Source organism: Turicimonas muris, assembly GCF_002221595.1.
GTDB lineage: Bacteria > Pseudomonadota > Gammaproteobacteria > Burkholderiales > Burkholderiaceae_F > Turicimonas > Turicimonas muris.
Genome location: NZ_NHMP01000007.1, coordinates 54999 through 79062 on the forward strand (window position 1 = coordinate 54999; position 24064 = coordinate 79062).

The window sequence follows — 24064 nt, forward strand, 5'->3', positions numbered from 1 at the left end:
TTCCTCACCACTTGAAAGTTAACCCTTTATATCTTTTCTGACCCACAAACGTTGCGCAAAGCCGGTAAACCTGTCGCTGTAGGACATTTTCTAAGCGGCATTTTTTCCCTTTGTATAGCACCAATCCAGACATTACCGCGTCAATATTGTCTGAAATTTGCTTCTTTAAATTTTTATCCAAAAGCTGTCGATTCTCATCTTCACCTTTTTCTAAACAGGATTTCATTTTTATAATCGTCCGATCCACAACCCAAGCCCTATATTCTTCCATCAGATCGAGAGCTAGCGACGGTTTGCCAGGTCGATCGACATGCAAAAATCCGGCATACAGCTCCAACCCGGCGTTGGCCAGAGCAGAATGCACATAGCTTTGTAGAATTGCGTAGGCGTAGTTGAGAGCTGCATTTGTTATCTCTTGTGCTCCTCTGCCCTCTCGATTAGTAAATGTTGAAGGAAGAAGATGAGTATCCCGAAGAGCTTGCCAGTAGTGGACAGAAACTCGGCCCTCAATACCTAGAAGCCTGTCTCTCCATTCTGTCTCTTTTGTGTTGATAGAACTGATAGCGTTTAGAAGAGGATTAATGTCATCAGCTTTATCCTTCAGCAATTTACCAGCAGGTAGTCCTTTTTTGCATAAATACTTGCTGAAATAGAGTAATACCGCACGTTGATTCTTGATTTTTGTCTTTATAACTTCTTGTGCTAGGGAGCAACTGTTTTCTGAATTAATAAAATCGAATTGACTCTTTCGTACTTTGACAACAGCATGTTGGTACGTTCCAGATAGTTCGCTGACCCCTACACCTCTCCAATCAAGAAACACAAGTTTAATTCCCCGAGCCGCACAGGCTAAAACAAGATCAGAAGACAACGCAATGTGTCGCTCCAACCTCACAGTTCTTAATCGCGAGAGTGGAGCTTCATAAATGACTCGGTTGTCTTCTTTAACTACAAGCAAATTTCCCTTCAGGCCTACAAAGCTTCCTACGGAGGAAATTGTAAGATGTCTCATAGCTTATGCAGTCACGTAAGAGAACTTAACCGTACTTCCAACTAGCTCAATATTCATCGTAAATTTCTTATTATTCTCCCTAGGTTTTGGGAAGAACTGTGCCAGTTCTTCGTTCTTATAAATGCCCTCCTCAAAAAAATCTTTTGTCTCACGTATGACTTTACTTGGAAGAGTTAAGGAACTTTTATCTTTGGCTTTTTGCAGTTCTTTATCCCACAATAGATAAAGATCAAACGGTAGCGTGGCTCTAATGTATCGGCGGGCTTTCGTGCCGGGTGCGTGCTCGACTATTACTCCTTCTTTTTCATAAACGGTCTTCCACTCGTCCATTTTTACACACTCGTTAACAGGCTGATACTGGTATTCATAAATTTTTAGATTTTTGGTTGTTAATCGAGGATGTGGTAGCGGAGAATTAAATAAAATCTTGCCGTCCTTCTTAGAAAAACCATAATAAAGCTGATTTGCATCAATTGATTGGTAAACGTACCCATCTCGAAAGTCTTTTCTTCTTATACGCACTGCACCCGATTGACTTGCTAGCATGGGTAAGCTCATAGATCTTTTAACTTTTTTATGTCTTACACTGCTCTTTTCCGATGTTGTCCATAAAGAAGATAACCTGGCATTTACTTCTTCCAATCCTCCTTCTGGGCAAGCAGTCAGGAAATTACTCAATTCCTCTGATAGTTCTTGCCATCTCTTATAAGAGGGATAGACAATATTTCCTTTTGCTGAAAATTGTCTTTCTCTGTCTCTCAGCTCCAATTTAAGCAAAAATTCTCTCTTGAAGTTAGATTGATATTTCGACTTCAATTTAATTTTTTTAGAGGCCGTATCTACCAATTCTGTCAATACCTCTTGCTTCAAAGTAGTGTAATGAAGCTGATTCAGAAGACTAAGCTGCCTTGATTCATCGTTAGATAATAAAGCACAACCGGCTTTGCCCATCAACTGGAAAGCTTTAGTTTTGTCAATGCGGTAAGTGCCTTCGTCTTTACTCTCGTTCCTTTTTTCAAAGAACGGTTCAAGAATCTGTAACAAGAGATGAGGATTCTTACCCTTGACCTGAGTCAGACTCTCTTTTTCATTAGAGCCTTTTTTATCGTTATCAAATCCAACAAAAACCTCCTCCTTCTTTTTATAAATATTCAAAAATCTTTCTGCATATATAGTGTCTTTAAAGATAGCCGAATTATTAATTCGATCTTTTTGAGAAAAAGATTTTGGAGATATCTGAACCACTTGACACGTTTCAGGATATAACTTTTTAAGAAGTTGGGCGGCTCTCATACTATGTGAATCGGCTAGCAGAGCGTCCCCATGGAGGACACATTCTGCACTCGCATCTCCACATGCGGCTGCATAAACGCACATCGCATCAACGCTGTGAGAGGAGACGGATTGAATGTCTTCTTTAAACATGGAGTTTTCAAGCTCTCCCAGCTGTGAACGCAACGAGCTCACAGTGACAGCGGGAATCGAAAATGCATCAAAAGATAACTTGTTGCCGGTCTCTGTTAGCCAATTCTGCAAGCCATTTTCTAAGTAGCTTCTAAGAGTTCGTATAAACCAAGCTTGGGAACCATTAACTACTGTTTTTCTGCGAGCTCCCAAAACTGAGAGCACCTCTTTTCTGGCATCGCTTCCAGGATTTAGAAATAGAGCGTGGCGTACACAATTCCTTTCCTCTTGGCTTAACAAATCTAGATATCCGAGTCGTTTGTTTTCGATTAGCTGTTGAACAGTTGATTCTATCTTGCTCTCAATAGTGGAAAAATCAGATGTTCCGAAAACTGCAGTTAAATAAGCGGAATTGAGTTGTTTAAGGAAGTAGAGATTTTCCTTTTTAGCCGCATTTCCCTGTCTGGATACGAAAATGAGATTAACTTCAGAATTAAAAATTGAAGAATAATTTTTGATAGTTTTGCTTCTGGGAATAATATGGTCTACTTCCCCTTCGCTATTTAGAGGCGCACCTGTGTACGCACAGATTCCCTTAGCATCATCTTTGATTCTTTCTTCTTTAGAGAGCCATTTCTTTTTCTGAGCCTCTCCGGCTTTTTCGATCTTTTCTTGTTTCTTTTTAAGTCTTGAATCCGATAACTCTAACCGTTTAAGTTCCAGCAAGGAGGCCGTAAAATTGAATTTATTCTCTTCAACTAAAATCGGTACTACTATCTCGGCGCCTTGATCTTGAGTGTCCCTCTTGATTTTTTCTATCAGACGTTTACCTACTTCGCGAGCATTTCTCTCTAAAACTCTTCTCATATACCCGTCAAACGGTCTTACTGAGTCAGCGGGTAGTGGTCCGCATTGGGCGGCACCATTTTTAAACGTTAATCTCCACGCGTTTTCCAATAAAGCAGCAGTAGTGATTTTGGTAAAGCCCGATCTTTCTGTCTCGATAATTGTATAAAGTTGTGCTAAAGAGAAGGGATTCGCAAATTTTGTTCTTTGTTCGTCTGACAGTCCCAACTGCTCCCCAATAAAAGCCGCAGTCAACGAAACATCCTGCTTCAGCTTCACATATTCTTTTTCTTCTGAATCTAATTTTTCATTACCAAGGGCGGCTTTGGTCAAGGCACTTTGGTACTCTAAGTTAAAAGCAGAACCTCGATCTTTTCTTAATTGCTCTATGCGAGTACAAATACTTTTTACCGTACTGTTGCCTTTGACCTTTCCGTTCCAAACGTCAGCAATAAATCTTTTTGCTGTCTCTTCGTCAACTCTTAGGACATTAGCTACAAGACGATCTAAAACTTTTTTCTTCTGTTTTGGATGCAAATCAGATCTTTCCAGAATAGATTCTTTCTCATTCCACAACCCTTTCTGTGCCTTTGCTACTTCGTAGAAATATCTTCTGGCGAAGTCCAAAAATGGTCCAAAATTTTGCTCTTCCAATGTCTTAAACAACAGCAAATTTCTTGTAGCAGCTTCAGAATAAAGTGTAGGGCTCGAAAGTATCTTTCTTATTTCGAAAATATCATTTACCTTGGAGCGGTCTAAAGCTCTTTGAAGAATGTAAGAAAGTCGAAAATCCAAAGAGTCTTGAGTTGTTCTCCTGGATTTTCTATCACGATTCTGCAAAATAACATCTAAATTGTCTTGCAAATCAGAATCTGCGTTAACCAAACGAGAAGCCCAACTCCTCCATGAGTCGCCGTAGACCTCAGTGAGCTTAGCTGGGTTAAGGTAAAGAGTGTAGTCAAGAGGAGGTCTGCGATTATTTTGGTCCTCATACGGCGGAATTGTGCTCTTGCAATCTAATTCACACAAGCAGTCAATTATGTCATCGGCCTTGGAAAGAGCTCTAATCACGTCTGAAATTCTTGCCTTGTTTTCAGGATCCGGATGAAAGTACTTATAAGCTCTAACCCAGATATCCTTGAGTTTTTGCTCATTCAAGGGCTGAGAGTTTTCAGTCTCCACAGGCTTAACTTTCTCGATCCAAGGATCGTTAAAATACCAGCGAAGCGCTCTCAGCTGGAGATTTGATAAATTCCCTATCAAGTTCCAAAACCGGCATATGCCCCCGAAAGCTTCTCCAATTTTTTTCAGCCGAGAATCGCGGCCCATATCGTGAAGAATATTATCTAAATACTTTTCTCTGTGCAGATGGCCTAGAGAAGTTAACTCAGAAATTTGTCGAGCTGCCTCAATAATTGTTTTTCTCGCTTCAAGATATCTTTCTAGACTTTCTTTTGAACTGTAGTCAGGAAAATTATCCTTGACGTATTTTTTAAAGGTTTTTACATCCGGAATTTTTTTATTTGAATTTATTTTATTTACTTCGGACAAATCAGCTGTGAGAGAGTTCCACTGAGTTAAAAGTTCAATATCTGAACTAAAGAAATCTTCAAACCCGGGGCACATGGCAAAAACAATCGGATCTACATCATTCAAGCTATCAAGGTCGATTTCTGTCTCGATTCGTGAATAGCCTCTTCTCTTTAAATATCCTGACAAAGCTTCTGTCAGCTGAGACTTTTCCTGAGCGCTAAGGACAAAACCTGCTTTCATTAGCTGATGGTCAACAATAAGATTAAGCAGTCTACGAGCCAGAACAAATCTCTTTTTTGATCGGACTCTGTGCCGCACCGCAGTTCTATGTTTCATAGAGTAGTGAATCTTATCGGAGTTCACAATCGTCATTGCTGTTGCATCGGCAGCAGTAGGGAGAACGCCGTCGAGATGAGAAAGCATGAAGACGCCGGTATACTTTGCGCCCATATCGATTCCCACAGGGAAAATATACTTAGAAGATTCCATTTTTTCTCCTTGTTATGAGTTTTATATAGCGACATCTGTCGGAGAGAAAAAAGAAAAGCTCCCCCCAGGATCAAATCACTACAAATAAATTCTTCTTTTGCTTTACCGATTATCCCCTATTTTTAACAGATTGACACTAATTTTCTAAGGGAGACCTCAGTCAAAGGTGAGCAAAACGCAACTAACTGTTTTTCAGGGATTTTCTAAGAAAAAGAAAACAAAGAGTCGAGAAAGCTAAGCAAATTTACGGCAGCTAACAGGAGCAAGAGTTGAAATCACAGAAGTGCAAGCACAGGACATGCGAAATGATAATCGGAAAATGAAAAACTCCGGATGGTTAACCCAGAGGCCGGAGCCACAACTTAATTTCGTTGATTTCAGCCCGCAAAAAGCGGCTTCTGAAAGATGTAAGTTTGTTATGTACATAGTACGGGAAAGTTAAGAATTTTTCAACTCCCCCGCACTAATTTATTTTTGCCCTTCCGTTTTAGTTTTTTTCAAATCACCTGCAAGAACGTAAGTAATTTGATCAGGCTTAATATACTTCTTCAGGACTGCATTGACCTGAGCAGTAGTTAATGCATTGATCTTGTCTTCCATTTCCTTGTTAAATTTCCAGTCTCTATTGAGCTCAAGCTTTTTGATCCAGCTGGCAGAAATGACACGATCCTGAGCACGAGCAACGGCTTGGCTCTGTAAAAATCCCTTCTTAGCCTCTGCAACTTCCTGATCAGTAAAGCCGTCTCTTACGGCTGTCTCAATCACATCTTTTGCGCTGGCTTCAGCCTTCAAAAGATTTTGAGGAGCTACGATAGCTCTGAAAACAAATGCGCCTTCATTACCTTCAGCCGGAATCTTCACCCCAGAGCCAGCCCCGTAAGATAAGCCCTCTTTTTGACGCAGACGGTCAATGAGTCTGTTAGACAAACCGGTACCCCCACCTAAGATCCAGTTAGCAATCATCAGGGCTGGAGCATCAGCATCGGTGTCTTTAATTGGAAATACAGCTCTTCCCGCTAAAACTGCATTTTCTTTTTCAGGAGTATCGATGGTGATTCGAGTGGCTGCAACAGGCTTGAACTCTTTATAAATCTTGCCGAACGCTACTTGACTCTTGTTGTCAGCAAAAGCTTTCTTAATTGTTTCTTCGGCTTTCTTTGCATCAAAATCGCCGACAATTGCAATCTCTCCGCGAGCTGTTCCGAAGTACTCCTTGGCAAAGGCCTTGACATCAGCATCGGACAAAGCATTTAATGCTGCAATCTTTTCTGCCAAAGAAGGAGAATGGCGAGGATCTCCTTTCGGATAGGTGTTGAAGTGCTGAGCCATCGCATCGTCACTTAAAGCATCCGGTTTGTCCTTCATGCTTTCGAACATGACGGTCAGTTTCTTCTTCAGATCTTTAAATTCGTTTTCCGGATAAACGGAATGCTTCCAGAGATCGGCAACAAAGTTCAAAGAAGCATCCAGATTAGATCTTGTAGTGACGTAATTAGAAATCGAGCCAGTCATCTTTAATTTAGACATCTCGTCTTCGATTTCTCCTCTGGAAAGCTTGTCGGTACCATAAGTCAGCATGGCATTAGCTAATGTCATGGCAGTTTCTTTTCCAGAGAGATTCTCGAGATTACCGTAGTCAAACTTCAGCATTACCGTGACGGTTTCTCCTCGGTTCTTCTTAGGAAGCAGAGCAACCTTCAGGTCACCCACATTAAATTTGATAGTTCTCTTGTCTAAATTAGCAAAAGAAGAATCGAATGTTTCTGCTTCTGCTGAGTCTTGCTTAGGTGTGTAATTCACTAAAAGCTGCTCAGCCGTTGGAGAAGCCGGAATCGTGGCTCTCTTAGGATTATCTTCAGGCAGGAAAACGCCGACAACTCGGTTGTCTCTGACAAAGTATTTAGAAGCTGCATTTTCAGCTTCCTTAGCAGTCACCTTCTGAATTTGGTCGCGTCCGTAGAAGAAGAGTCTCCAATCACCTAAGGCAATAAACTCAGATAATCCAACGCCAAAAGCTTCAGGATCAGAGAAGAGAACTTCATACAAGTTTTCAGCTTCAATCTTTGTTCTATCCAGCTCCTTAGAGGAGATCGGAGTTTTTTCTAAAGAAGTTTCAATTGTCTCGATTAAAGCTTTTCTAACCGGCTCGATTGGTTCGCCCTTTTTGACGACAGCCATAAAAATTACATAACCAGGCTGTTTAGTCCCCATAACGGAACCAAAAACTTTAGTTGCCAAACCGGTTTTAACCAAGTTTTGGTAAAGACGTCCATTAGGATCGTCGCTCAGAATGTCTACTGCAGTTTCGACTGCCGGAGAATCAGCGTGCAAAGCGCTTGGAATGCGGTAGGCAACCGCAACTAACTGAGATTCCCCTTTTCTTCTGATTTCAAAGGAGCGTTCGCCGTCGGCTGTCGGCTCAACTGTCCACTCCGGAGGCAGAGTCTCAGCCGGATTCTCAATCTTTCCGAAGTCTTCCGCAATCCAGTTGAGAGTTTTTTGGATATCGAACTTTCCGCTTACCGTGAGTACGGCATTATCGGGACGATAATAGCGGTGATAGAAGTCTTGAAGGTTTTCGATTCTGACGTTCTCAATATCGCTCTTGTTGCCGATGGTGCTCTTTCCGTAGTTATGCCAGTCAAAAATCATGGACTGCATACGCTTCATCATGACGCTGGTCGGAGAGTTTTCTCCCATTTCGTATTCATTGCGAACAACGCTCATTTCACTGTCTAAATCTTTCTTAGCAATGAAAGAGTTGCGCATGGCATCGGCACTCCAAGCCAAAGCCCATTTCAAATTGTCTTCAGTTGAAGAGAAAGAAACGTAATAATTAGTACGGTCAAACCAAGTGGAACCGTTCATACGGAATCCGCGGCGAGTGAATTCTTTTGTTGGAGCCGGAAAATTTTTACTACCTTTGAAGATGAGATGCTCAAGCAAGTGAGCCATTCCCGTTTCGCCATAATTTTCTTGACGGGAACCAACCAAGTAAGTCATATTGACTGTGGCAGTAGGCTTGGAAGGATCGGAAAATAAAACTACTCGTAAGCCATTGGCCAAACGATACTCTGTGATACCTTCAACGGTCGGGCCCTGAGTCACTCCGGCAGGAAGGACTATGGAAGGTTTAACGACTTCTGCTCTAACTTCCGGAATCATTTTTGTTTCGTTATTCATCGAAATCAGCGAGGCACCGACACAAGCGGCCACAGCTAATTTTTTTATTGTTTTCATCGCGCTATAATACTCTAATTAAAGATACGATAAGGATATCCCTTTATCCTTAACAAACCCTAAGATTTTCAATTCATTTAAATCTTTTTTGTATTATTTGGTTACTCTCATCAAACCCATTGAGCTCCAAAGGATATAAAGAGATTTTGATTGTTTTTTATGGTGTTGTCTAATATTTTCTTAAGATTTTAAGAGAGGTATTTACGACAATTTAACAAATAATTGCTTTTTTTGTAAAATCTAGCTAAATCAACGTCTGTAGGAGCTAAACACGTGAAGTTTTTTTATGACCTCCTTCCGGTCATCTTATTCTTTGTCACTTTCAAAGTTGCACAAGGCAACCCAGACTATGCTGCTAGCCTTTGCAATTCTTGGCTTGGCAACGGATTTGATGCTTCGCAGGCCCCTATCATCTGCGCCACGGCGGCGGCAATCCTCGTCTCTCTTCTGCAAATCGTATTTAATTTGGTTAGCGGCAAAAAAGTGGAACCCATGCTGTGGATTTCTGTTGCCATCATTTTGGTATTCGGATCTTTGACTATATGGCTTCATGACGAGATGTTCATTAAGTGGAAGCCGACAATCCTTTATTGGGTTTTTGCGCTTATCCTGGTCTTCGGAATGCTGACTGGGCGCAACTTTATCAAGTCATTGCTCGGAAAACAGCTCGAACTTCCTGCCCCTGCTTGGAGAAAGCTCCTTCTGTCTTGGATCGGCTTTTTTTCAGTGGTTGGCGTTTTAAATCTCATCGTGGCCTATACCTGCTCCACAGATTTCTGGGTCAACTTTAAGCTCTTCGGGCTTATGGGTCTGACCCTTCTGTTCACGCTCGGTATTGGTTTTTATATCGCTCCTTTTATCTCTGAAAATAAAACTAAAGGAAAAGAACAGTGAGCCACACTCCATCATTAGAACGAATTTCAAACGCTCTTGAACCTTTGTTTCCGATTGAGCTTCGTTTTTCCAATCAGTTTATTCCAGGCAACCCGCAGCCCGCTTCGGGTCTTTATCACTTATTTGTGATTTCCAGACGGTTTGAAGGCCTCCCAAAAATTGAACGTCACCGCCTTGTCTTTGAATACCTCAAACCATTTATCGGACATGGCATTCACAACATAACTATGACGCTATTAGCGCCAAGCGAGTCTAGACACTAAACCAGTTTCTTAACAGGACTAATTAAAATGAAAAAAACACTTCTTGCCATCGCGTTGGCATCACTCGGCTCAGTTACCTTAGCTCAAACAGCATTTTCCGTTAACGGGCAGACTGTATCTGCAAAGACTCAGAAAGATCTCATGGGACAGATTGCCGCCCGCGGAGTAACTGACGTCAAACAGCAAGAAGCTTTGGCAAAGAATCTTATTATTGAGCAGCTGGTTATCGCCCAAGAAGCAAAAAAGCAAAAAATTGATCAGCTTCCGCAAGTTAAGGAAGAAATCGAAGCTCTTAAGCAGCGCGTATATGTTAACCAGCTAATTAAGAAGAATCTTGGAGATAAAGAACCGACCGCTGCGCAAATCACTGAACTTTATAAGAAAGCTCAGGATGCATACGATCCGCATGAAGTCAAAATCAGCCACATCCTCGTAAAAGAAGAGTCCAAAGCTAGAGACCTCATCAAACAAATCCAAGGAGGAGCAGATTTTGCCGCATTAGCCAAAGAAAACAGCCTTGACGCAGGAACCAAGGAAGCAGGCGGTGCATTACCGATGGTCAACATCAGACACTTTCAAATTCCTGGTTTAGGTGAAGCTGCCGCTTCCCTAACTAAAGGTCAGCTGTTGACGATTCCTTTCAAAAGTACTGCTGGTTACCATATCGTCAGACTCGACGATAAGAGAGAGGTTCCATTCCCGACTGAAGCTGAACTTAAACCTCAGCTCGTTAACCTCTGGAAACAACAAGCTGCACAAAACTATTTGGTCAGCTTAGTTAAAAATGCCAAGATTGAACAAGTCAAAGCTAAAGGCAAGTAATGCGCTTAGCTTTCTCGGCCTGCTTCGGCAGGCCTTATTTTTTGATGGCTTCAATCATTTTTAAATACTCCTCTTTGATTTGAGGAAGCATATCATAGCCGGCTTCAAATTCATGCTTTTTAAAATGGTTGTCCTGTTCTAACAGAAGCTGATAGAGCTTTTCCATCCCCAGCGTTGCGCTGATGCCTTTTAAAGTATGAGAAGAGAGATGAGCAAGATCCTCGTCTTTGACTTCTACTGCCTGTTCCAAATTTTCAAATGACGGATCCAGACAGAACTTATTAAGAAATTTCTCATACATCGGTTCCATCTGCATGAAACTGTTTAACGCCTTAGTAACATTAATTCCTGCCTCAGCGAGGATTTGTTTTTTGGACTCTTCCATTTTAAACCTTCCCGGCCCGGCTCAATTTTCTCCTGAAACCTTAGCCATAGACCGCCTGCAGTTCATCTAAATTTTCTTTTACTGCTTTGAGTAAGTGAGAATTGAATTCTCCGAACTCTCCCTCTTCTACTCTTTTCAAAGCTTCTGAAAAACCTTCTTTTCCGCTCTTTCCAGAATTAGCAATTATCGAGTCAATCATAGACGAAAATGCCACCCCTTGTACCCACAAGGGGATTTCCTGATGTCCGATTTTCTCAGAAAAATAGTGTCCTTCCATATTATCTTTTTGGAATTCTGCTAGATCCCTTGCAAATTGAAAAGGCTTAAAGTGACTGACCTTTTGAAGATCCGTCAATAACATTATGGCTTTCTTGCTTCTTTCGGAAATTTCCTCCTGTTGCTCTTTATTCGGGTGATCCGAGTCGTTGTGAAGGATAGAATCTTGCGATAGCTTACCTATATCCTGCAGAGAAATCGCTTCTAATACCTCGCTGATTTCTTGATGAGTAAGATTTTTACCAACTTCGCTCTTAGTTAAAAGAATTCGAGAAAGAGCTCTGACATTATGGCTATGCACTCTGCTGTCTTTTACGCGATCTTCAATCGCCGCTCCGATTGTTTTAATCAGCCCTCGTCCAAAATCTCTAACTTTTTTAGTTTCTTTTTCTAAGAGCTTTTCTAGTATGGCTCGTGTTTGATATAGCTCAATAATTGATTCGACGCGTTTCTGGACAATAAAAGCGGATAACGGTCTTTTAATAAAATCGACAACGCCAAGTTTGAATGCTTTTGCGGCAAGAGTGTCATCTTCTTCTGATGTAATCAAGAAAATAGGCGTTCGAGATAAGAGTTTTTCTTCTTTTACTTGCTCAAGGAAGGTTAAGCCATCCATTTGAGGCATTAAATAATCCAGCAAAACAGCATCAAGCTCACCCTTTTTTTTACGAATGACATCAAGAGCTTCTTTACCGTTTGAGGCAATGATAATCGGGTGAACAGAAAAAATAATAGACAAAATCTCGCAGTTGAGTTCATTGTCGTCAACGATCAAGATAGTGCCTTTTTCTAAGGTCATAGCGGACAGGTCATTTTGCAACATGTTCACCTCCCTTTTTATTTATTGAAGTTCTCTCTAGGGAGCGGCTAAGAACTTTATCTCCTGAGATGTTCTAATTGTAACAAATGGAACAAAAATAAAAGAGATTTGCCAAGACAATCACAAATGTTAGGGATTAGAAGATAAAAACAATACAAAAAATTTCTTTTATAAACAATAAGAAACCGTCAAAACAACAAAGTTATTGACGGTTATTTGTTAGGGAAAATAACTAGTATTTGTATGAAAATCTTTCATCCAATTTACATGGTTCAATACGCAAGAACGGATCGGAAGAAGCAATGAGTTTGCCGAGTACAGAAAACTTATAGGCCAGATAGTTAGCGTGTTCTTCTTCGGTTTTACATCCTTCTTGTTTGGCTGCCACTGCCTCAAACCATTCTTTATCAAAAATTTCCGGAGAGAGTGTGTAGGCAAAGCATCTGTCTCTATATCCGATTTCGAAATACATTGAACCGCCCGCAGGGGAAGGAGGAGCATCTTTCGGAGCTTTATCAAGGTCAAGAATGTATCTTCCTCTCGTAACAGCCCTAGTCACTAACTCAAAACCGTCCACAACGTCGGAACCTGGGAAAGAAGAAAGTATATAAATCTCATGTCTCATCGGCGGTTCACGGGGAGAGAGATCTTTGAACGCTCTGCCTAATAACTTCATGGTTACGCCGCTCGCAATCAAACCGCGCGGACCTGAATATCTCATTAAATCTTCAAGCTGAAAAACCAAGGTTCCTTCCGGCTCTCTGACCTCGACAAAATTTTTCATTTGAAAATACATTTACTTCTCCTTCGCAACCGGCAGCACGATTTCTTCTACCGGGACGGTTTTCTTGATAAAACCGTAATCTTTTAAAAACTTCTGAGTTTTTTCCAGCTGTGCAATATCATCCGGATTTAAACGAGAATAATAATGGTATGCAGAAGCTAATTTGCTTCCCAACTCTTCCGGTATACCCAACTCAGAAACACCGATTTTAACGGCTTCCTGTTTATTCTCATTAATCCATTGAACCGCTTTATCCTGAGCATTAGCGATTTTTTCCAGCGCTTCGGGATATTTGTCAGCAAAATCTTTGCTTACGGCCATCACGAGATTAACGCCAGTAAAGTCTTTAGCGTTAGCAATTTCTTTAGCGCCTGCTTTCTTGGCTTTTTCCAGCAAAGCTCCTCCCAAGAGAGCACAGTCAACTCTGCTCGTGAGTAAAGCGGTTAATGCCGCCTGCTGACTCATTCCAACGAAATGCACACTGCGTTCAGGAACCTTTTCTTTATTGAGGTAGTCCGCCAAAAGTTGGTGCAAGGCAGTACCTTTAGGACCGGCTACAGTAACCTCAGTTCCTTCCCCCGGCTTCTTTCCAGACAGACTGACTAAGCCGAACAACTCTGAAGGTCTTCCAACGCCTGCAATCACTTTTATTTGGTTGTCATTAGCATTTGCCAAAACCAGCGAAGAGAAATTCATCACTGAAGCTACCTGGGCCGAATTGCTGGCTAATGCCTGACCCTGTTTCCCGCCCTGTGTGAGGAGAATCCAGTTAATTTTGACATTATCTTTGGAGAGCTCTTTTTCTAAAAGATTATGTTTTCTCATCACGATATTCTGCAGGTTAAACGGCGCTTTAACATAGAGAATATCAATCGTTTCAGGCAGTTCTGCATTTGCCGCTGTCATCAAAAAGCTACATAAAGAAAAAGCCACTATGAACTTAAGCATTTTGATTCTTCCTTTTTATCATTGCAAGTATTCTATCTAATCAGAAAATCTTTCGAAGGTATTAGGAAGCATTGAAATTTGTAATCTCCTCTGCAGAAACGACTTAAAAGGGACACAGCACATTCATCTCTCAGGAAACAGCAGAGAAAGTGGCGATACGAAAATCAAAAAATAGATTGCTTTCCGATCCGCCTATTGAAAAGTCTAAGTATGCAAGCAAGCTCTTCTTATTAAAAAGAAATCCCCCAGTAGTTAGCTGGAGGATCTTTGTCTCAGATGACCGAGAAATTATTGAGCTTTTGCTAAAGCAGCGTTGACGGCAGCAATAATACCCTTGGAAGAGTTTGTAGCGCCAGCGATTGTTTCGAGGCCCTTTGTACCGTCATTCTTAACGATTTCAGGGATCAGGTTATCAATCGGGGCCTGAATAATCATGTCTGTTTCTGTGTGCTTCAAGACCTTAACGTCAGCAACTTTACCGCCTTTAACCGTAACAGCAACGGTAATTTTGCCGTGGTTGCCTTCACCTTCGCCTTCGAAAGTGCCATCTTTGTATGCTGCCTGAGCAGCAGTCATAAGACCAACGCTAGCTAACAAAAGTACTAATTTTTTCATCGGAAAATCTCCATACTTGAAATAAATTTTGTTTAGAGCATCAATACTCTAACCGCAATAATTTTATCTATTTTTTGAGGAGATACCATTTTTCAAACTACAAGTTGAACTGAAAAGAAAAAAGATGTGTTCTCAATTGTATTTTTATGGAACTACATTTTTCAGCATATCTTCCACCATGGCATCGAGCAGATATCTCGGCTCCCAACCCCACTCTGTCTCCGCACAGCTCTGATCCATGAAATCAGGCCAGCTCTCTGCAATTCCTTGACGAAGAGGATCAATTTGGTATTCGATTTGGAAGTCGGGTATATGTCTTCTTATTGCTTCGGCTATTTCTTTCGGAGTAAAACTCATGGCCGTGACATTGAAGCTGTTTCGATGAACTAACTTTGCAGAATCCGCCTCCATAATCTCTATTGCGGCCCGTATGGCATCCGGCATATACATGAAGTCCATTTTTGTGTCTGGTCCAATCGGACAAACAAACTTTTCCCCTTCGACAGCTGAATAGAAAATATCAACCGCATAGTCGGTTGTACCCCCTCCGGGAGGAGTTGTGTAAGAGATTAGGCCCGGGAACCTAACGCTTCTGGTATCAACACCGAATCTTTTGAAGTAATAGTCTGAAAGCAACTCTCCGGTTACCTTGCTTACGCCATAAATCGTCGTCGGCCTCATGACGCAGTCCTGAGGCGTGTTGACCTTTGGAGAGCTCGGCCCGAAAGCACCGATAGAACTTGGCGTAAATACCGCACAGTTGTATTTTCGAGCAACTTCAAGAACATTTAGCAAACCGTCAATGCCGACGTGCCAGGCGTTTACCGGATCCTTTTCTGCGGTTGCTGAAAGAACGGCTGCTAGATTGTAGATAGTGTCAATTTGATATGTCTCGACAATCTTCTCGAGCGCATCTCGATCAAGAATATCAATTTCTACGGAAGGTCCGGTCTTTTGTAAATATTCCGGCACTGATCTTCGTTTTGTGTAGCCGGCATAGACAGTACCGGACTTACCTAAATGTTCTCTCAATGCGGCCGTTAATTCTGTTCCTATTTGACCGGTTGAACCGATTATTAATACATTTCTCATGGGTTAGGTTTCTAAAAGAATCTGTAAATAAGGGAGCCCATTAATAGGACAAGGACAACATACAAAATATTTCGTACGAACTTACTTCCGATTTTAATCGCATAGTAGGCCCCTACTCTGTTTCCAATCATGCTGGAAATTGCGCATGGAATTGCAATGGAATAAATAACGGAGCCACCGGCTGCAAAAGCCAGGTATGCACCGAAGTTAGCCGCCAAATTAAAAACTTTAGCCGTCCCCGAAGCCTGCACCATCCCCATCTTTAAAAAAACATGGAGTGCAATTAAAAAGAATGTACCTGCACCGGGACCGAAAAATCCTTCATAAAGGCCGACGATTGTCCCGATTAAGCAAACTCGAAGCCAGAAACCTTTTTTAGGCATTTCTCCTTCATCAAGTTTGAAGCCGCCGGAAAAGATAGTCAGCAAAATTGCCAAAGGCAGCATGATGACAATAACTTTTCCCATCATTTCATCAGGAACGAGCAACGCGAGCTTACCACCCGTTATCGACCCTATCATAGATGTGAGGATGCCGACCGGAACAACTCTCATTAGGATTAAGTTGCCACGCCAAAAAGTCCAAATAGCGGCTAAAGAACCGATACTTGTTGCAAGTTTTCCGGTACCGAGAGCCATGTGCGGAGGAACTCCGCACAGTAAGAGAGATGGAACGGTGACAAAACCTGCGCCGCCCGCAATTGAGTCTATAAAGCCGGCCACAAAAAAGGCCAAAACACAAATAACTATGACAGTGAAAGAGACTTCCATCCTTTTCTCCTTTGTGTCTTTTATTTTTGTGGATTGTAATACTAATGTAATAAAAGAAATCTTTTGTTGCTTATTTCAGGAGAAAAAATTTTATCGTCACTCTCGTTATAGACCTAGGCGGCCAAGAGAATTAGGACTATGGCGTTACGGCAAAGAAATAAATACAAGCAGTTATCAAGATACCGATGATGATTGCCAAAATCCAATTTAAGAAATTAGGTTTCGGACGCGTACTGAATTTCTCTAACTCCTGAGAACACTTAGGGCAAAACGTTGCACTCACCTTCCCGTTCACTACTTTAGCTTTAGGAATGATCCGTTCACCGCAATGAGGACACTTAACTTTCAAATCAACTGACGTCGGGTCCGCAGAAACATTCTGTTGACGATGGTAAAGCGTGATGTTGTAAGGCTTATCTTCAATTAAAGTAAATTCAACAATATCTTTTAGGACAGGAGAATAGCCGGTACTTAATTGGTCGCTGGAGAAAGTAAAAATATTATTTTTCCCACAGTTAATCTCTCCCATGTTGCCATTGTCTATAACTTCAGTGACAACGCCTTTGAGTGTAACTTCGTTATCCATATTCTTTCTTCCTTTATTATTTGCCGCTCAGGCATGCTCCTCTTCTTCAGGCTGAATAGTCACGTGAGTAATTCCAAATTTAGCTTCCAGTTGATTCCTTGCGATGCTCAGAATCTCCGGCCATTTCTGGAAATCCGAAATGGTTACGTGAGCGGAAAGAGCTATTTCGTTTCCATCCATATTCCACACATGAAGATCATGCACAGACTTCACGCCAGGTACCTCTTCCAGCGTTGTTCCGACTTCCTCGTAAGAAATGTCCTCCGGGACACCGTCAAGCAAGAGTCGGAGAGACTTTTTGATGATGGAGTATGAAGAGTTCAGAATCAAGCAGCTCACGAACATGGAAAGGATCGGGTCAGCTTGAATAGGACCGCCGAAATAAATGATTAAGCCGGCCAGAATAGCGGCAATTGAACCTAACAGGTCGCCCATTACATGCAGCAGAGCCGCTCGTGTATTTAAATTCTTAGAATCGTGAGAAAGAATCCAAGCAACCAAAATATTAACAAGCAAACCGATGGAGGCCACGATAAAGACGCTGCCGCCTTCAACGGGCTGCGGATTTGCCAATCGTTCGACTGCTTCATAAAAAATCCAACCGACCACGAAGAACATCACGATGCCGTTAATTAACGCCGCGACAACTTCCATTTTGGCGTACCCATAGGAGTATTTAACACTTGCTGCCTTTTGAGCCATGACACTAGCAGCAAAAGCAAACAGCAAAGAAGCCGAGTCAGTCACCATATGACCGGCATCGGACAACAGAGCCAAAGAATTGGCCAAGTAGCCACCGATGATTTCCACCACGGCAAAACCCAAGGTCAAAGCGGATGCAAAGGCAAGGAGCTTTTTAGAAGATGATGTGTTTTTATGTATATAAGCTGAATCCCCTTTTTTATGGGACAACAACTCTGTATTTTTTAATGTATCGCTCATAATTCAGCCAGCAATTATGTTTTTTCCTCTATTCAACAATGTTAGGAAGAAAGCGTAATCTTACGGCGAATTACGAGTACAAAATGGTCAATGATCAGAAATTTCGTGTACTACCGGAAACGGCAAATCGGCGAGAGTCATCCCGAAACCCTCCAGTAATTGATGAAGCAACGACAATTCTTCAGCCTTAGTCAGCTTATTTTTCTTGGATTCAAGAAATTTTTCCACGACCTTAACCAGAACTTCTTTACTTTCATGCGAAGAGAGACGGCGAATAAGATCTTCTGTGCATTCGCAGCATCTTTTGAGAAGTCCTACACCCAAAATACTGATTAAGGTTTCTTCGAAACAGTCTTTATTATAGCTAAAGGCTTTCTTTCTGCCGATAAACGGCATCACTAAGAAGAAAGTTCCAATGCCTAAGCTGCACGGAACAACGGTTCTTCCCAACAAAGAATTCGGAATATCTAAAAGGGCCAACAAGACGCCTGCCAAAATAAAGCCGGCGCCGATTAACCACATCATCAGAGCATCTGAAAGGAACTCCATTCTTCCCCAGCTGCTGACATAAGCTTGAATTCTATCTATCTGATTTGCGACATGAAGAGCCTGGGCGTGCGTATAACCGGCTTCACGCTCAATCATTCCGATATGAATGGAATCCAAATAATCCCATTCTTTTCTAGTTACTCTATCCGGAGACTTTATAAGCTTTAAAAGCAAATGGGCGAACTTAAGACCTTCGTCCGTCTCTTCCTGGACGTAATGCTGCTCTGTCATGACCAAAATATTTTTCTAAAAGTAAGAGAATTTTAGCAAGTAAGAAACACCGAAAAAAATTCAAGACATAGAACTCCTTTTGGGTGCGTATTTGCAATAGAAAATCATCCGTAATTTAACAAATGCATACCTTTTTTTAGATAACTATTCTTAGGGTTTACTTTACTTTTTTTCGGGTTTGTTCTAGTATTTCGTTCGAGGGACTTATTTATCCCTCACTCCTTGGGATTTGAGGTTACCAAGCTGAGAATTTTCTTTCCGGACTGCTCAAACAGTCTGAAGTAAATTCCACTTGGATTTGAGGATTGAGTTCCCGTTAACTCTGTGGAACATATGCCGCTCGACACTTTATGTGCGGGTGGCTCTTTTTTTCGTTTTTCTTCGTTTTTCGAGGTCGTATTTCTGGACTTTTTCCGATAAAAAACTCGCCTTGTTCAGCAACGCATTGACGGAAAAAGAGAAAAAATTTAGGCGCTCCAGAACCTTAAAATTCCCAAAACGCCTCAAGAATTAACCTTCCTCCAGGAGGAAAGGAAGGCTCCTAAATTTTTTAATTGTTTCGTTGCTTTTCCGGACAAAGTGCCGGTGTTCCATACATAGGAAGGACCGGCGGGAAGGAAATAATATCGTCATCAGACATTTGCATCAGTGCCTCCGGACCATCCTCAGCACTGTGATAAGCGTAATTCAGCTTTGCATAGACGTTAATGATGCCCTCATCCAAAATCTCTTTGACTTCCTCAGGACTGTCTTCAATTTCGGCAATCAAATCTTGCAGGGCCTCAAGGGCGTCCGTTAAGGTTGCTACGCTCCATTCTGCATCGTACTTTTTTTCATCGCTCATGACTATTTCCAGTTAAGAGAAGAATTATCGAATTACGTCATTCTAATTCGCTTCGACGGACGAAGTCGGTGCATCCGCATCACCAGGCTGAAGAACTCGTTGATAAACCAACGTATCGAGCCAGCGGCCCAATTTCCAACCGACTGATTTCAATTCTCCGACTCTCTCAAATTTGCAATTCTCATGAAGAGCGATTGCTACTTTGTTTTCTTTATCGCCGATATAAGCAATCATCTGACGATAGCCCTTGCTTTCACACTCTGCGATCAGTGCTGTAAGGAGCTGCGTTCCTACTCCGTCGCCTTGAGCTTCCGGATGGACAAAAACGAAGTCACGGACAGTATTAACATATCCCTGCTCCGGACTAAACGGTAAAACATAAGCAAATCCTACAACCTCTCCGGAAACTTCAGCTACAAAACAAGGACAATGATGCTCTTCAGCATATTCTCTTGTTCTTTCGATATCCTTAGAAGAGGGTAACTGCAAATCTAAGCTGCCCGTTCCCATCACCACAATCTGACTATAGAGACACAGCATCGGCTCTATGTCGTCTTTGCTTGCATTTCTGATTGATACTTCGAGACTCACTTTTTCCTCCTGTAATGCAAAACATTCTAAGAAGAATTTGTTACAAAAAACAGATCCTCACACCTGAATAGGTACCGATACTGCGTTAGATCCAACCGATTTTTGAATCTTTCTCTGTTTGGGGAATTCGTCAATTTTTTTAACCGACTCAGTGCTAAAAATAAAGTTAACCTTTTCCCAAATTCAAAAAAGTTCTGTTCTCTTGTCTTTTGAGTTTCTTTCTCTCCTACAATTTTGAGCACAGACTAAAAAGAGGAAAGATATGGCAGGTTCAAGTATCGGTAAATTGTTGGTAGTCACAAATTTCGGAGAGTCTCATGGCCCGGCTATCGGTGCCGTTCTCGACGGAGTTCCTCCCGGGATGAAGCTGGATGTCAACGATATTCAAGTAGAACTTGACAGAAGGAAACCTGGAACCTCCAGACACGTTACGCAACGAAAAGAAAGCGATACGGTTGAAATTCTTTCCGGCCTCTACAACGGTGTAACGACCGGTACTCCTATCGGCCTTCTTATTCGGAACGAAGACCAAAAAAGCAAAGACTATTCTGAAATTGCAAATCTTTACCGACCGGCTCATGCCGACTGGACATACGCTCAAAAATACGGAATCCGCGATCCAAGAGGGGGCGGACGCAGTTCTGCCCGTCTGACTGCTCCGACGGTGGCCGCCGGTGCAATCGCCAAGAAATGGCTGAAAGACCAGTTCAATATCAATATTCAAGCATGCTTGATCCAATTAGGAAATATTGAACTGCCCATTAATGATTGGAAAGAGGTCGATCAAAATAGCTTCTTCTGCGCAGATAAAGAAATCATTTCTCAATTGGAAAATTTCATGGATAGTCTCAGGAAATCCGGAGATTCCGCCGGCGGAAAAGTTTTTGTTAAAGCTGAAAACGTTCCCGTTGGAATCGGTCAGCCTATTTATGACCGACTGGATGCAGAATTGGCATTCGCCTTTATGGGACTCAATGCCGTTAAAGGAGTTGAAATCGGAGAAGGCATCAAAGCGGCGAGATTAAAAGGCAGCCAAAACGCCGATCAAATGGACTCTAAGGCTAAGGATCATTTTTTGAGCAATCATTCCGGCGGCATCTTAGGAGGGATTTCTACCGGCCAAACGGTTTATGCAACCGTTTCCATCAAACCTACCCCTTCCATCCGCTTGCCCTTAGCAACGTTGAATTCTCAGATGCAAGATACAACGGTGAGTACAAAAGGCAGACATGACCCTTGTGTCTCGATTAGAGCCGTTCCGGTACTTGAGGCTCTTATGGCCCTTGTTCTCATGGACCTGATTCTTCAAAACCACGCTCAGACCGGATGGTAAAAGCCAAAGTTTGACCTCTGCTGAATCAACAGTCAGAGGTCTTTTCCAGCAAAATTACTTAGAACAGCCGCATCCGCAGTCAGTTGCAGCTTCGACTTCTGCGTCCATCAATGCTTCGGTTTCCAGCTGTTCTTTTTCTTCTTTTGCTTCTTTCTTGGATTTGGTAGAACAACAGCAACCGCAGTCGGTAGCTGCCTCAACTTCTGCATCCATGAGTGCTTCGGTTTCTACTTGTTCCTTTAACTCTTCTTTCTTGCTCATCGGAAAATCTCCTACACAGTTAGATTATCTATATTGATTGTGCAGGAGAAAGTTCGGATCATTGGACAAAATGCACAAAAATGAGACCTTGAAGGACTATTCAACGTCTTTGACTCGCAAATCAGAAAGCCTATAGCCGCACACAAAAAGCATGAATAAATACGCAACACCGGCAACGGCAATCAGTCCGCAGAGGATGGTCATTTTCATGGCCCAGCTCATTTGCAGATGTGCCCAATCAATCTGCATCTGGGCAGCAAAAAGAATCGCGCACAACACAACTGAGGAAACAAATACCGACATAAACAGCTTCCTCCAGCCCTCAACTGGGGTAAAAATCTTTCGTTTTCTCAGAATGCAAAGGAGAATTGTGCTGTTAAAACAAGCACCGAGCCCTACTGACAAGGCCAATCCGGCATGAGCAAATAAAGGAACATTAATAAGATTAAAAAGCTGAGTGACAATCAAAGCTGCGCAAGCCACTTTCACCGGGGTCTTAATGTCTTTTTGAGCATAAAAACCCGGGGCAAGAATCTTAATCCCAATCAAACCTATAAGTCCGATGGAATAGCCCAGGACTGCATTTGAAGTTTGGACAACATCGTTCGGCCCGAACAATTTGCTTTGAAAAAGAACGGATACCAAAGCATCCGAAAGAAAAGCCAACCCTAAAGCCGCAGGAATGGCAAAAGCAATAATCAGCTTGAGTCCCCAGTTGAGCAACGCGTTATATTTATCCATCGAGCCCTTTGCAAAAGCAGCCGAAAGACTTGGAAGCAGAACCGTACCGAGAGCCACACCAAGCAAAGCAGTTGGGAACTCCATCAAACGGTCGGCATAAGTCAGCCAAGTAACCGAACCTTCCGCTAGGAAAGAAGCGATATTGGTATTGATAAGGATAGAAATATGTGCAACGCCGACCGCAAACAAAGCCGGAACCATAAGTTTTAGGACTCTCCTTACGGTCGGATCCTTAAGAGCAGTAAGCGGAGAAACAGGCTTCGGCAGCAACCCTCTCTTCCACAACGCAGGGATTTGAACAGCCAGCTGCAGAAAGCCGCCTGCCATGACGCCGATTGCCAAAGCAAAGATCGGCCTTTCCATATGCGGCGCTAAAAACAAAGTAGCGCAAATCAAAGACAGATTCAAAAGAATTGGAACAGCCGCCGGAATCGCAAATTCTTTCCATGTATTCAAAATGGATGAACTAAGGGCAACCATTGACATAAAAAAAATGTACGGGAACATAATTCTTGTCAACTGGCTTGCTGTAGTGAATGTCAGCGGTTCTTCATACAAGCCTGAGGCAATAATCCAAACAAGAATCGGCGCACATAGAGAGCCTAAAACGCTGATAAGAAGAACGACACTGGCCAATAAGCTTGCAACTCTGTCAATAAACGTCTTAGCTTCATCTTGTGTCTTAGTAGACTTTGCATCGGCAAGCATTGGTACAAAAGCTTGCTGAAAAGCACCTTCCGCAAAAAGACGGCGTAATAAATTCGGAAGTCGAAATGCCACGTAGTAGGCGTCCGTATCTCCGTTTACGCCGAAAAATCGTGCAATTAAAATATCTCTGATAAGACCTGTGATTCTTGAGATAAGAGTCATGCCCGAAATCACTGCTGCACTTCTAAAAATACTCACTTCTACCTCTTAATCTCTTTTTGCGTATAGGAAAACTAAAAACAGGTGCCGAGACGTCCTCAGCTTTTAAAGCACAACATTCTAATCGTGTGAAATGCAGACTTCGGGATTTATCCGCAAATCCGTCCTAAAAATAACAGTTTGCGTGCAAATTTGTCCGCTCTCTTAAGTAAATGAAAAAGTTTTTAGGAACTAGAACAACATATTGTTTTCAAAACTAATCTTTTTCGGCAACAAACAATTCGGGTTTGTTCTTAGCGGAACGATTTTTCGTAAAATCTCGCCCTGAAATATTCTAAAAGATACATTTTTACAATACTTTCACATAGTCCATTAATTTTAATTTTGTTGTATACTTTCGGACTTGTTTGATGACGGCTGCCTCGGAACTGTCGTCTAGTATTAATTTTATTTAACAACCGGCCTAGCCCTAATATTGCAGTGGCAACCGGTGATTTTTTGTACAAGCCACTCGCATAGGCAAGGAATTTAAACAATGGCAAATACTAAACAAGCTCGCAAGCGCGCTATTCAGTCAGTTGCTCGCAACAAGCACCTCTCTGCTCAGCGTTCTCGCTATCGTACAGCAATCAAATCCGTCCGCAAAGCTATCGCTACTGGCGATAAGGCTGCTGCTCAGCAGGCTTACACTGCTGCTCAGTCCGTTATTGACTCCATGGCTGATAAGAAAGTTCTTCACAAGAACGCAGCTGCTCGTCATAAGAGCCGTTTGACCGCATTTATCAAGGCAATGGCCTAATAATTCGGACGAATTCGTTAAGGGGACCTACGCGGTCCCTTTTTTCATGCGTGTTTGCCACAAATGCCATGAAATAAATTCTTTCCTTATTCATTCTTCTTTACATTAAATCTATAATTCGAGAATT

The 24064-nt window shown here is 42.1% G+C and carries 22 protein-coding genes; 5 read left to right on the forward strand and 17 right to left on the reverse strand.

Annotated elements, in window-relative coordinates; genetic code table 11:
- Positions 1 to 4: 4 nt before the first annotated feature.
- The 3 genes from cas1 to ADH67_RS10325 all read right to left on the reverse strand — a co-directional run bounded on the left by cas1 (position 5) and on the right by ADH67_RS10325 (position 8524).
- Positions 5 to 1012 (reverse strand): CRISPR-associated endonuclease Cas1, encoded by a 1008-nt coding sequence (gene cas1 / locus ADH67_RS10315; RefSeq protein ID WP_066592708.1) that lies wholly within the window; start codon positions 1010 to 1012, stop codon positions 5 to 7.
- A gap of 3 nt (positions 1013 to 1015) precedes the next feature.
- Positions 1016 to 5284, reverse strand: coding sequence for a type II-B CRISPR-associated RNA-guided endonuclease Cas9/Csx12 (gene cas9 / locus ADH67_RS10320; RefSeq protein WP_066592711.1), 4269 nt, complete (start codon positions 5282 to 5284; stop codon positions 1016 to 1018).
- 468 nt (positions 5285 to 5752) lie between these two features.
- The gene (locus ADH67_RS10325) at positions 5753 to 8524 is read right to left on the reverse strand and encodes a M16 family metallopeptidase (RefSeq protein WP_066592714.1); all 2772 of its coding nucleotides are present in this window, start codon (positions 8522 to 8524) and stop codon (positions 5753 to 5755) included.
- Between the two features lie 273 nt (positions 8525 to 8797).
- Between ADH67_RS10325 and ADH67_RS10330 the strand changes: the two genes are divergently transcribed.
- From ADH67_RS10330 to ADH67_RS10340, 3 genes are read left to right on the forward strand one after another with little or no spacing between them, the layout of a single operon-like run.
- The gene (locus ADH67_RS10330) at positions 8798 to 9418 is read left to right on the forward strand and encodes a septation protein A (protein WP_066592716.1); all 621 of its coding nucleotides are present in this window, start codon (positions 8798 to 8800) and stop codon (positions 9416 to 9418) included.
- Positions 9415 to 9681: a BolA/IbaG family iron-sulfur metabolism protein gene (locus ADH67_RS10335; RefSeq protein ID WP_084081468.1), complete on the forward strand. Its 267-nt coding sequence runs from the start codon at positions 9415 to 9417 to the stop codon at positions 9679 to 9681. Before ADH67_RS10330 ends, ADH67_RS10335 begins: the two co-directional genes overlap by 4 nt.
- A 27-nt stretch (positions 9682 to 9708) precedes the next feature.
- Complete coding sequence (locus tag ADH67_RS10340) at positions 9709 to 10503, forward strand: peptidylprolyl isomerase (protein WP_066592719.1); 795 nt, start codon at positions 9709 to 9711, stop codon at positions 10501 to 10503.
- Positions 10504 to 10537: 34 nt separating this feature from the next.
- On the opposite strand, the gene ADH67_RS10345 is transcribed toward ADH67_RS10340, so the two are convergent.
- The 12 genes from ADH67_RS10345 to ADH67_RS10400 all read right to left on the reverse strand — a co-directional run bounded on the left by ADH67_RS10345 (position 10538) and on the right by ADH67_RS10400 (position 19936).
- Positions 10538 to 10888 carry an Hpt domain-containing protein gene (locus tag ADH67_RS10345; RefSeq protein WP_066592722.1) on the reverse strand — a complete coding sequence of 117 codons (351 nt, stop codon included), beginning with the start codon at positions 10886 to 10888 and terminating at the stop codon, positions 10538 to 10540.
- Positions 10889 to 10928: 40 nt separating this feature from the next.
- Complete coding sequence (locus tag ADH67_RS10350; RefSeq protein WP_066592724.1) at positions 10929 to 11987, reverse strand: response regulator; 1059 nt, start codon at positions 11985 to 11987, stop codon at positions 10929 to 10931.
- 229 nt (positions 11988 to 12216) lie between these two features.
- Positions 12217 to 12780, reverse strand: coding sequence for a hypothetical protein (locus tag ADH67_RS10355; RefSeq protein WP_066592729.1), 564 nt, complete (start codon positions 12778 to 12780; stop codon positions 12217 to 12219).
- Positions 12781 to 13716 carry an ABC transporter substrate-binding protein gene (locus ADH67_RS10360; protein WP_066592731.1) on the reverse strand — a complete coding sequence of 312 codons (936 nt, stop codon included), beginning with the start codon at positions 13714 to 13716 and terminating at the stop codon, positions 12781 to 12783.
- Between the two features lie 288 nt (positions 13717 to 14004).
- Positions 14005 to 14331 carry an FMN-binding protein gene (locus ADH67_RS10365; RefSeq protein WP_066592733.1) on the reverse strand — a complete coding sequence of 109 codons (327 nt, stop codon included), beginning with the start codon at positions 14329 to 14331 and terminating at the stop codon, positions 14005 to 14007.
- 144 nt (positions 14332 to 14475) lie between these two features.
- On the reverse strand, positions 14476 to 15423 hold the full coding sequence (locus ADH67_RS10370) for an NAD-dependent epimerase/dehydratase family protein (RefSeq protein ID WP_066592735.1): 948 nt from the start codon (positions 15421 to 15423) through the stop codon (positions 14476 to 14478).
- 11 nt (positions 15424 to 15434) lie between these two features.
- Complete coding sequence (locus ADH67_RS10375) at positions 15435 to 16193, reverse strand: sulfite exporter TauE/SafE family protein (protein WP_066592737.1); 759 nt, start codon at positions 16191 to 16193, stop codon at positions 15435 to 15437.
- Between the two features lie 136 nt (positions 16194 to 16329).
- The gene (locus tag ADH67_RS10380) at positions 16330 to 16779 is read right to left on the reverse strand and encodes a hypothetical protein (protein WP_066592738.1); all 450 of its coding nucleotides are present in this window, start codon (positions 16777 to 16779) and stop codon (positions 16330 to 16332) included.
- 27 nt (positions 16780 to 16806) lie between these two features.
- A complete protein-coding gene (locus ADH67_RS10385) occupies positions 16807 to 17721 on the reverse strand; it encodes a cation diffusion facilitator family transporter (RefSeq protein ID WP_066592739.1) in 915 nt (304 codons plus the stop codon).
- A gap of 87 nt (positions 17722 to 17808) precedes the next feature.
- A complete protein-coding gene (locus tag ADH67_RS10390; protein WP_066592740.1) occupies positions 17809 to 18501 on the reverse strand; it encodes a hypothetical protein in 693 nt (230 codons plus the stop codon).
- Between the two features lie 550 nt (positions 18502 to 19051).
- The gene (locus ADH67_RS10395; protein ID WP_066592742.1) at positions 19052 to 19345 is read right to left on the reverse strand and encodes a hypothetical protein; all 294 of its coding nucleotides are present in this window, start codon (positions 19343 to 19345) and stop codon (positions 19052 to 19054) included.
- 42 nt (positions 19346 to 19387) lie between these two features.
- Entirely contained in the window at positions 19388 to 19936 is a 549-nt protein-coding gene (locus ADH67_RS10400; protein WP_084081469.1) for a GNAT family N-acetyltransferase, read from the reverse strand.
- Positions 19937 to 20198: 262 nt separating this feature from the next.
- Here ADH67_RS10400 and aroC point away from each other — a divergent pair, with 262 nt between their 5' ends.
- A complete protein-coding gene (aroC, locus tag ADH67_RS10405; RefSeq protein WP_066592745.1) occupies positions 20199 to 21269 on the forward strand; it encodes a chorismate synthase in 1071 nt (356 codons plus the stop codon).
- A gap of 54 nt (positions 21270 to 21323) precedes the next feature.
- Here aroC and ADH67_RS10410 read toward each other — a convergent pair whose 3' ends face one another.
- A complete protein-coding gene (locus tag ADH67_RS10410; protein WP_066592748.1) occupies positions 21324 to 21530 on the reverse strand; it encodes a hypothetical protein in 207 nt (68 codons plus the stop codon).
- Positions 21531 to 21626: 96 nt separating this feature from the next.
- Complete coding sequence (murJ, locus tag ADH67_RS10415; RefSeq protein ID WP_066592751.1) at positions 21627 to 23177, reverse strand: murein biosynthesis integral membrane protein MurJ; 1551 nt, start codon at positions 23175 to 23177, stop codon at positions 21627 to 21629.
- A 496-nt stretch (positions 23178 to 23673) separates the two neighbouring features.
- Between murJ and rpsT the strand changes: the two genes are divergently transcribed.
- Positions 23674 to 23937, forward strand: coding sequence for a 30S ribosomal protein S20 (gene rpsT, locus ADH67_RS10420; RefSeq protein WP_066592754.1), 264 nt, complete (start codon positions 23674 to 23676; stop codon positions 23935 to 23937).
- Positions 23938 to 24064 lie beyond the last annotated feature (127 nt).

Bases quoted from the DNA above. Each gene is read 5' to 3' on its own strand.
- ADH67_RS10350 (WP_066592724.1), bottom strand. From the start codon at position 11,987: ATGTTGCAAAATGACCTGTCCGCTATGACCTTAGAAAAAGGCACTATC.
- ADH67_RS10340 (WP_066592719.1), top strand. From the start codon at position 9,709: ATGAAAAAAACACTTCTTGCCATCGCGTTGGCATCACTCGGCTCAGTT.
- ADH67_RS10395 (WP_066592742.1), bottom strand. From the start codon at position 19,345: ATGAGCGATGAAAAAAAGTACGATGCAGAATGGAGCGTAGCAACCTTA.
- ADH67_RS10360 (WP_066592731.1), bottom strand. From the start codon at position 13,716: ATGCTTAAGTTCATAGTGGCTTTTTCTTTATGTAGCTTTTTGATGACA.
- ADH67_RS10345 (WP_066592722.1), bottom strand. From the start codon at position 10,888: ATGGAAGAGTCCAAAAAACAAATCCTCGCTGAGGCAGGAATTAATGTT.
- ADH67_RS10410 (WP_066592748.1), bottom strand. From the start codon at position 21,530: ATGAGCAAGAAAGAAGAGTTAAAGGAACAAGTAGAAACCGAAGCACTC.
- aroC (WP_066592745.1), top strand. From the start codon at position 20,199: ATGGCAGGTTCAAGTATCGGTAAATTGTTGGTAGTCACAAATTTCGGA.
- ADH67_RS10385 (WP_066592739.1), bottom strand. From the start codon at position 17,721: ATGAGCGATACATTAAAAAATACAGAGTTGTTGTCCCATAAAAAAGGG.
- ADH67_RS10370 (WP_066592735.1), bottom strand. From the start codon at position 15,423: ATGAGAAATGTATTAATAATCGGTTCAACCGGTCAAATAGGAACAGAA.
- ADH67_RS10390 (WP_066592740.1), bottom strand. From the start codon at position 18,501: ATGACAGAGCAGCATTACGTCCAGGAAGAGACGGACGAAGGTCTTAAG.
- ADH67_RS10375 (WP_066592737.1), bottom strand. From the start codon at position 16,193: ATGGAAGTCTCTTTCACTGTCATAGTTATTTGTGTTTTGGCCTTTTTT.
- cas1 (WP_066592708.1), bottom strand. From the start codon at position 1,012: ATGAGACATCTTACAATTTCCTCCGTAGGAAGCTTTGTAGGCCTGAAG.
- ADH67_RS10365 (WP_066592733.1), bottom strand. From the start codon at position 14,331: ATGAAAAAATTAGTACTTTTGTTAGCTAGCGTTGGTCTTATGACTGCT.
- ADH67_RS10355 (WP_066592729.1), bottom strand. From the start codon at position 12,780: ATGTATTTTCAAATGAAAAATTTTGTCGAGGTCAGAGAGCCGGAAGGA.
- ADH67_RS10325 (WP_066592714.1), bottom strand. From the start codon at position 8,524: ATGAAAACAATAAAAAAATTAGCTGTGGCCGCTTGTGTCGGTGCCTCG.
- cas9 (WP_066592711.1), bottom strand. From the start codon at position 5,284: ATGGAATCTTCTAAGTATATTTTCCCTGTGGGAATCGATATGGGCGCA.
- ADH67_RS10380 (WP_066592738.1), bottom strand. From the start codon at position 16,779: ATGGATAACGAAGTTACACTCAAAGGCGTTGTCACTGAAGTTATAGAC.
- rpsT (WP_066592754.1), top strand. From the start codon at position 23,674: ATGGCAAATACTAAACAAGCTCGCAAGCGCGCTATTCAGTCAGTTGCT.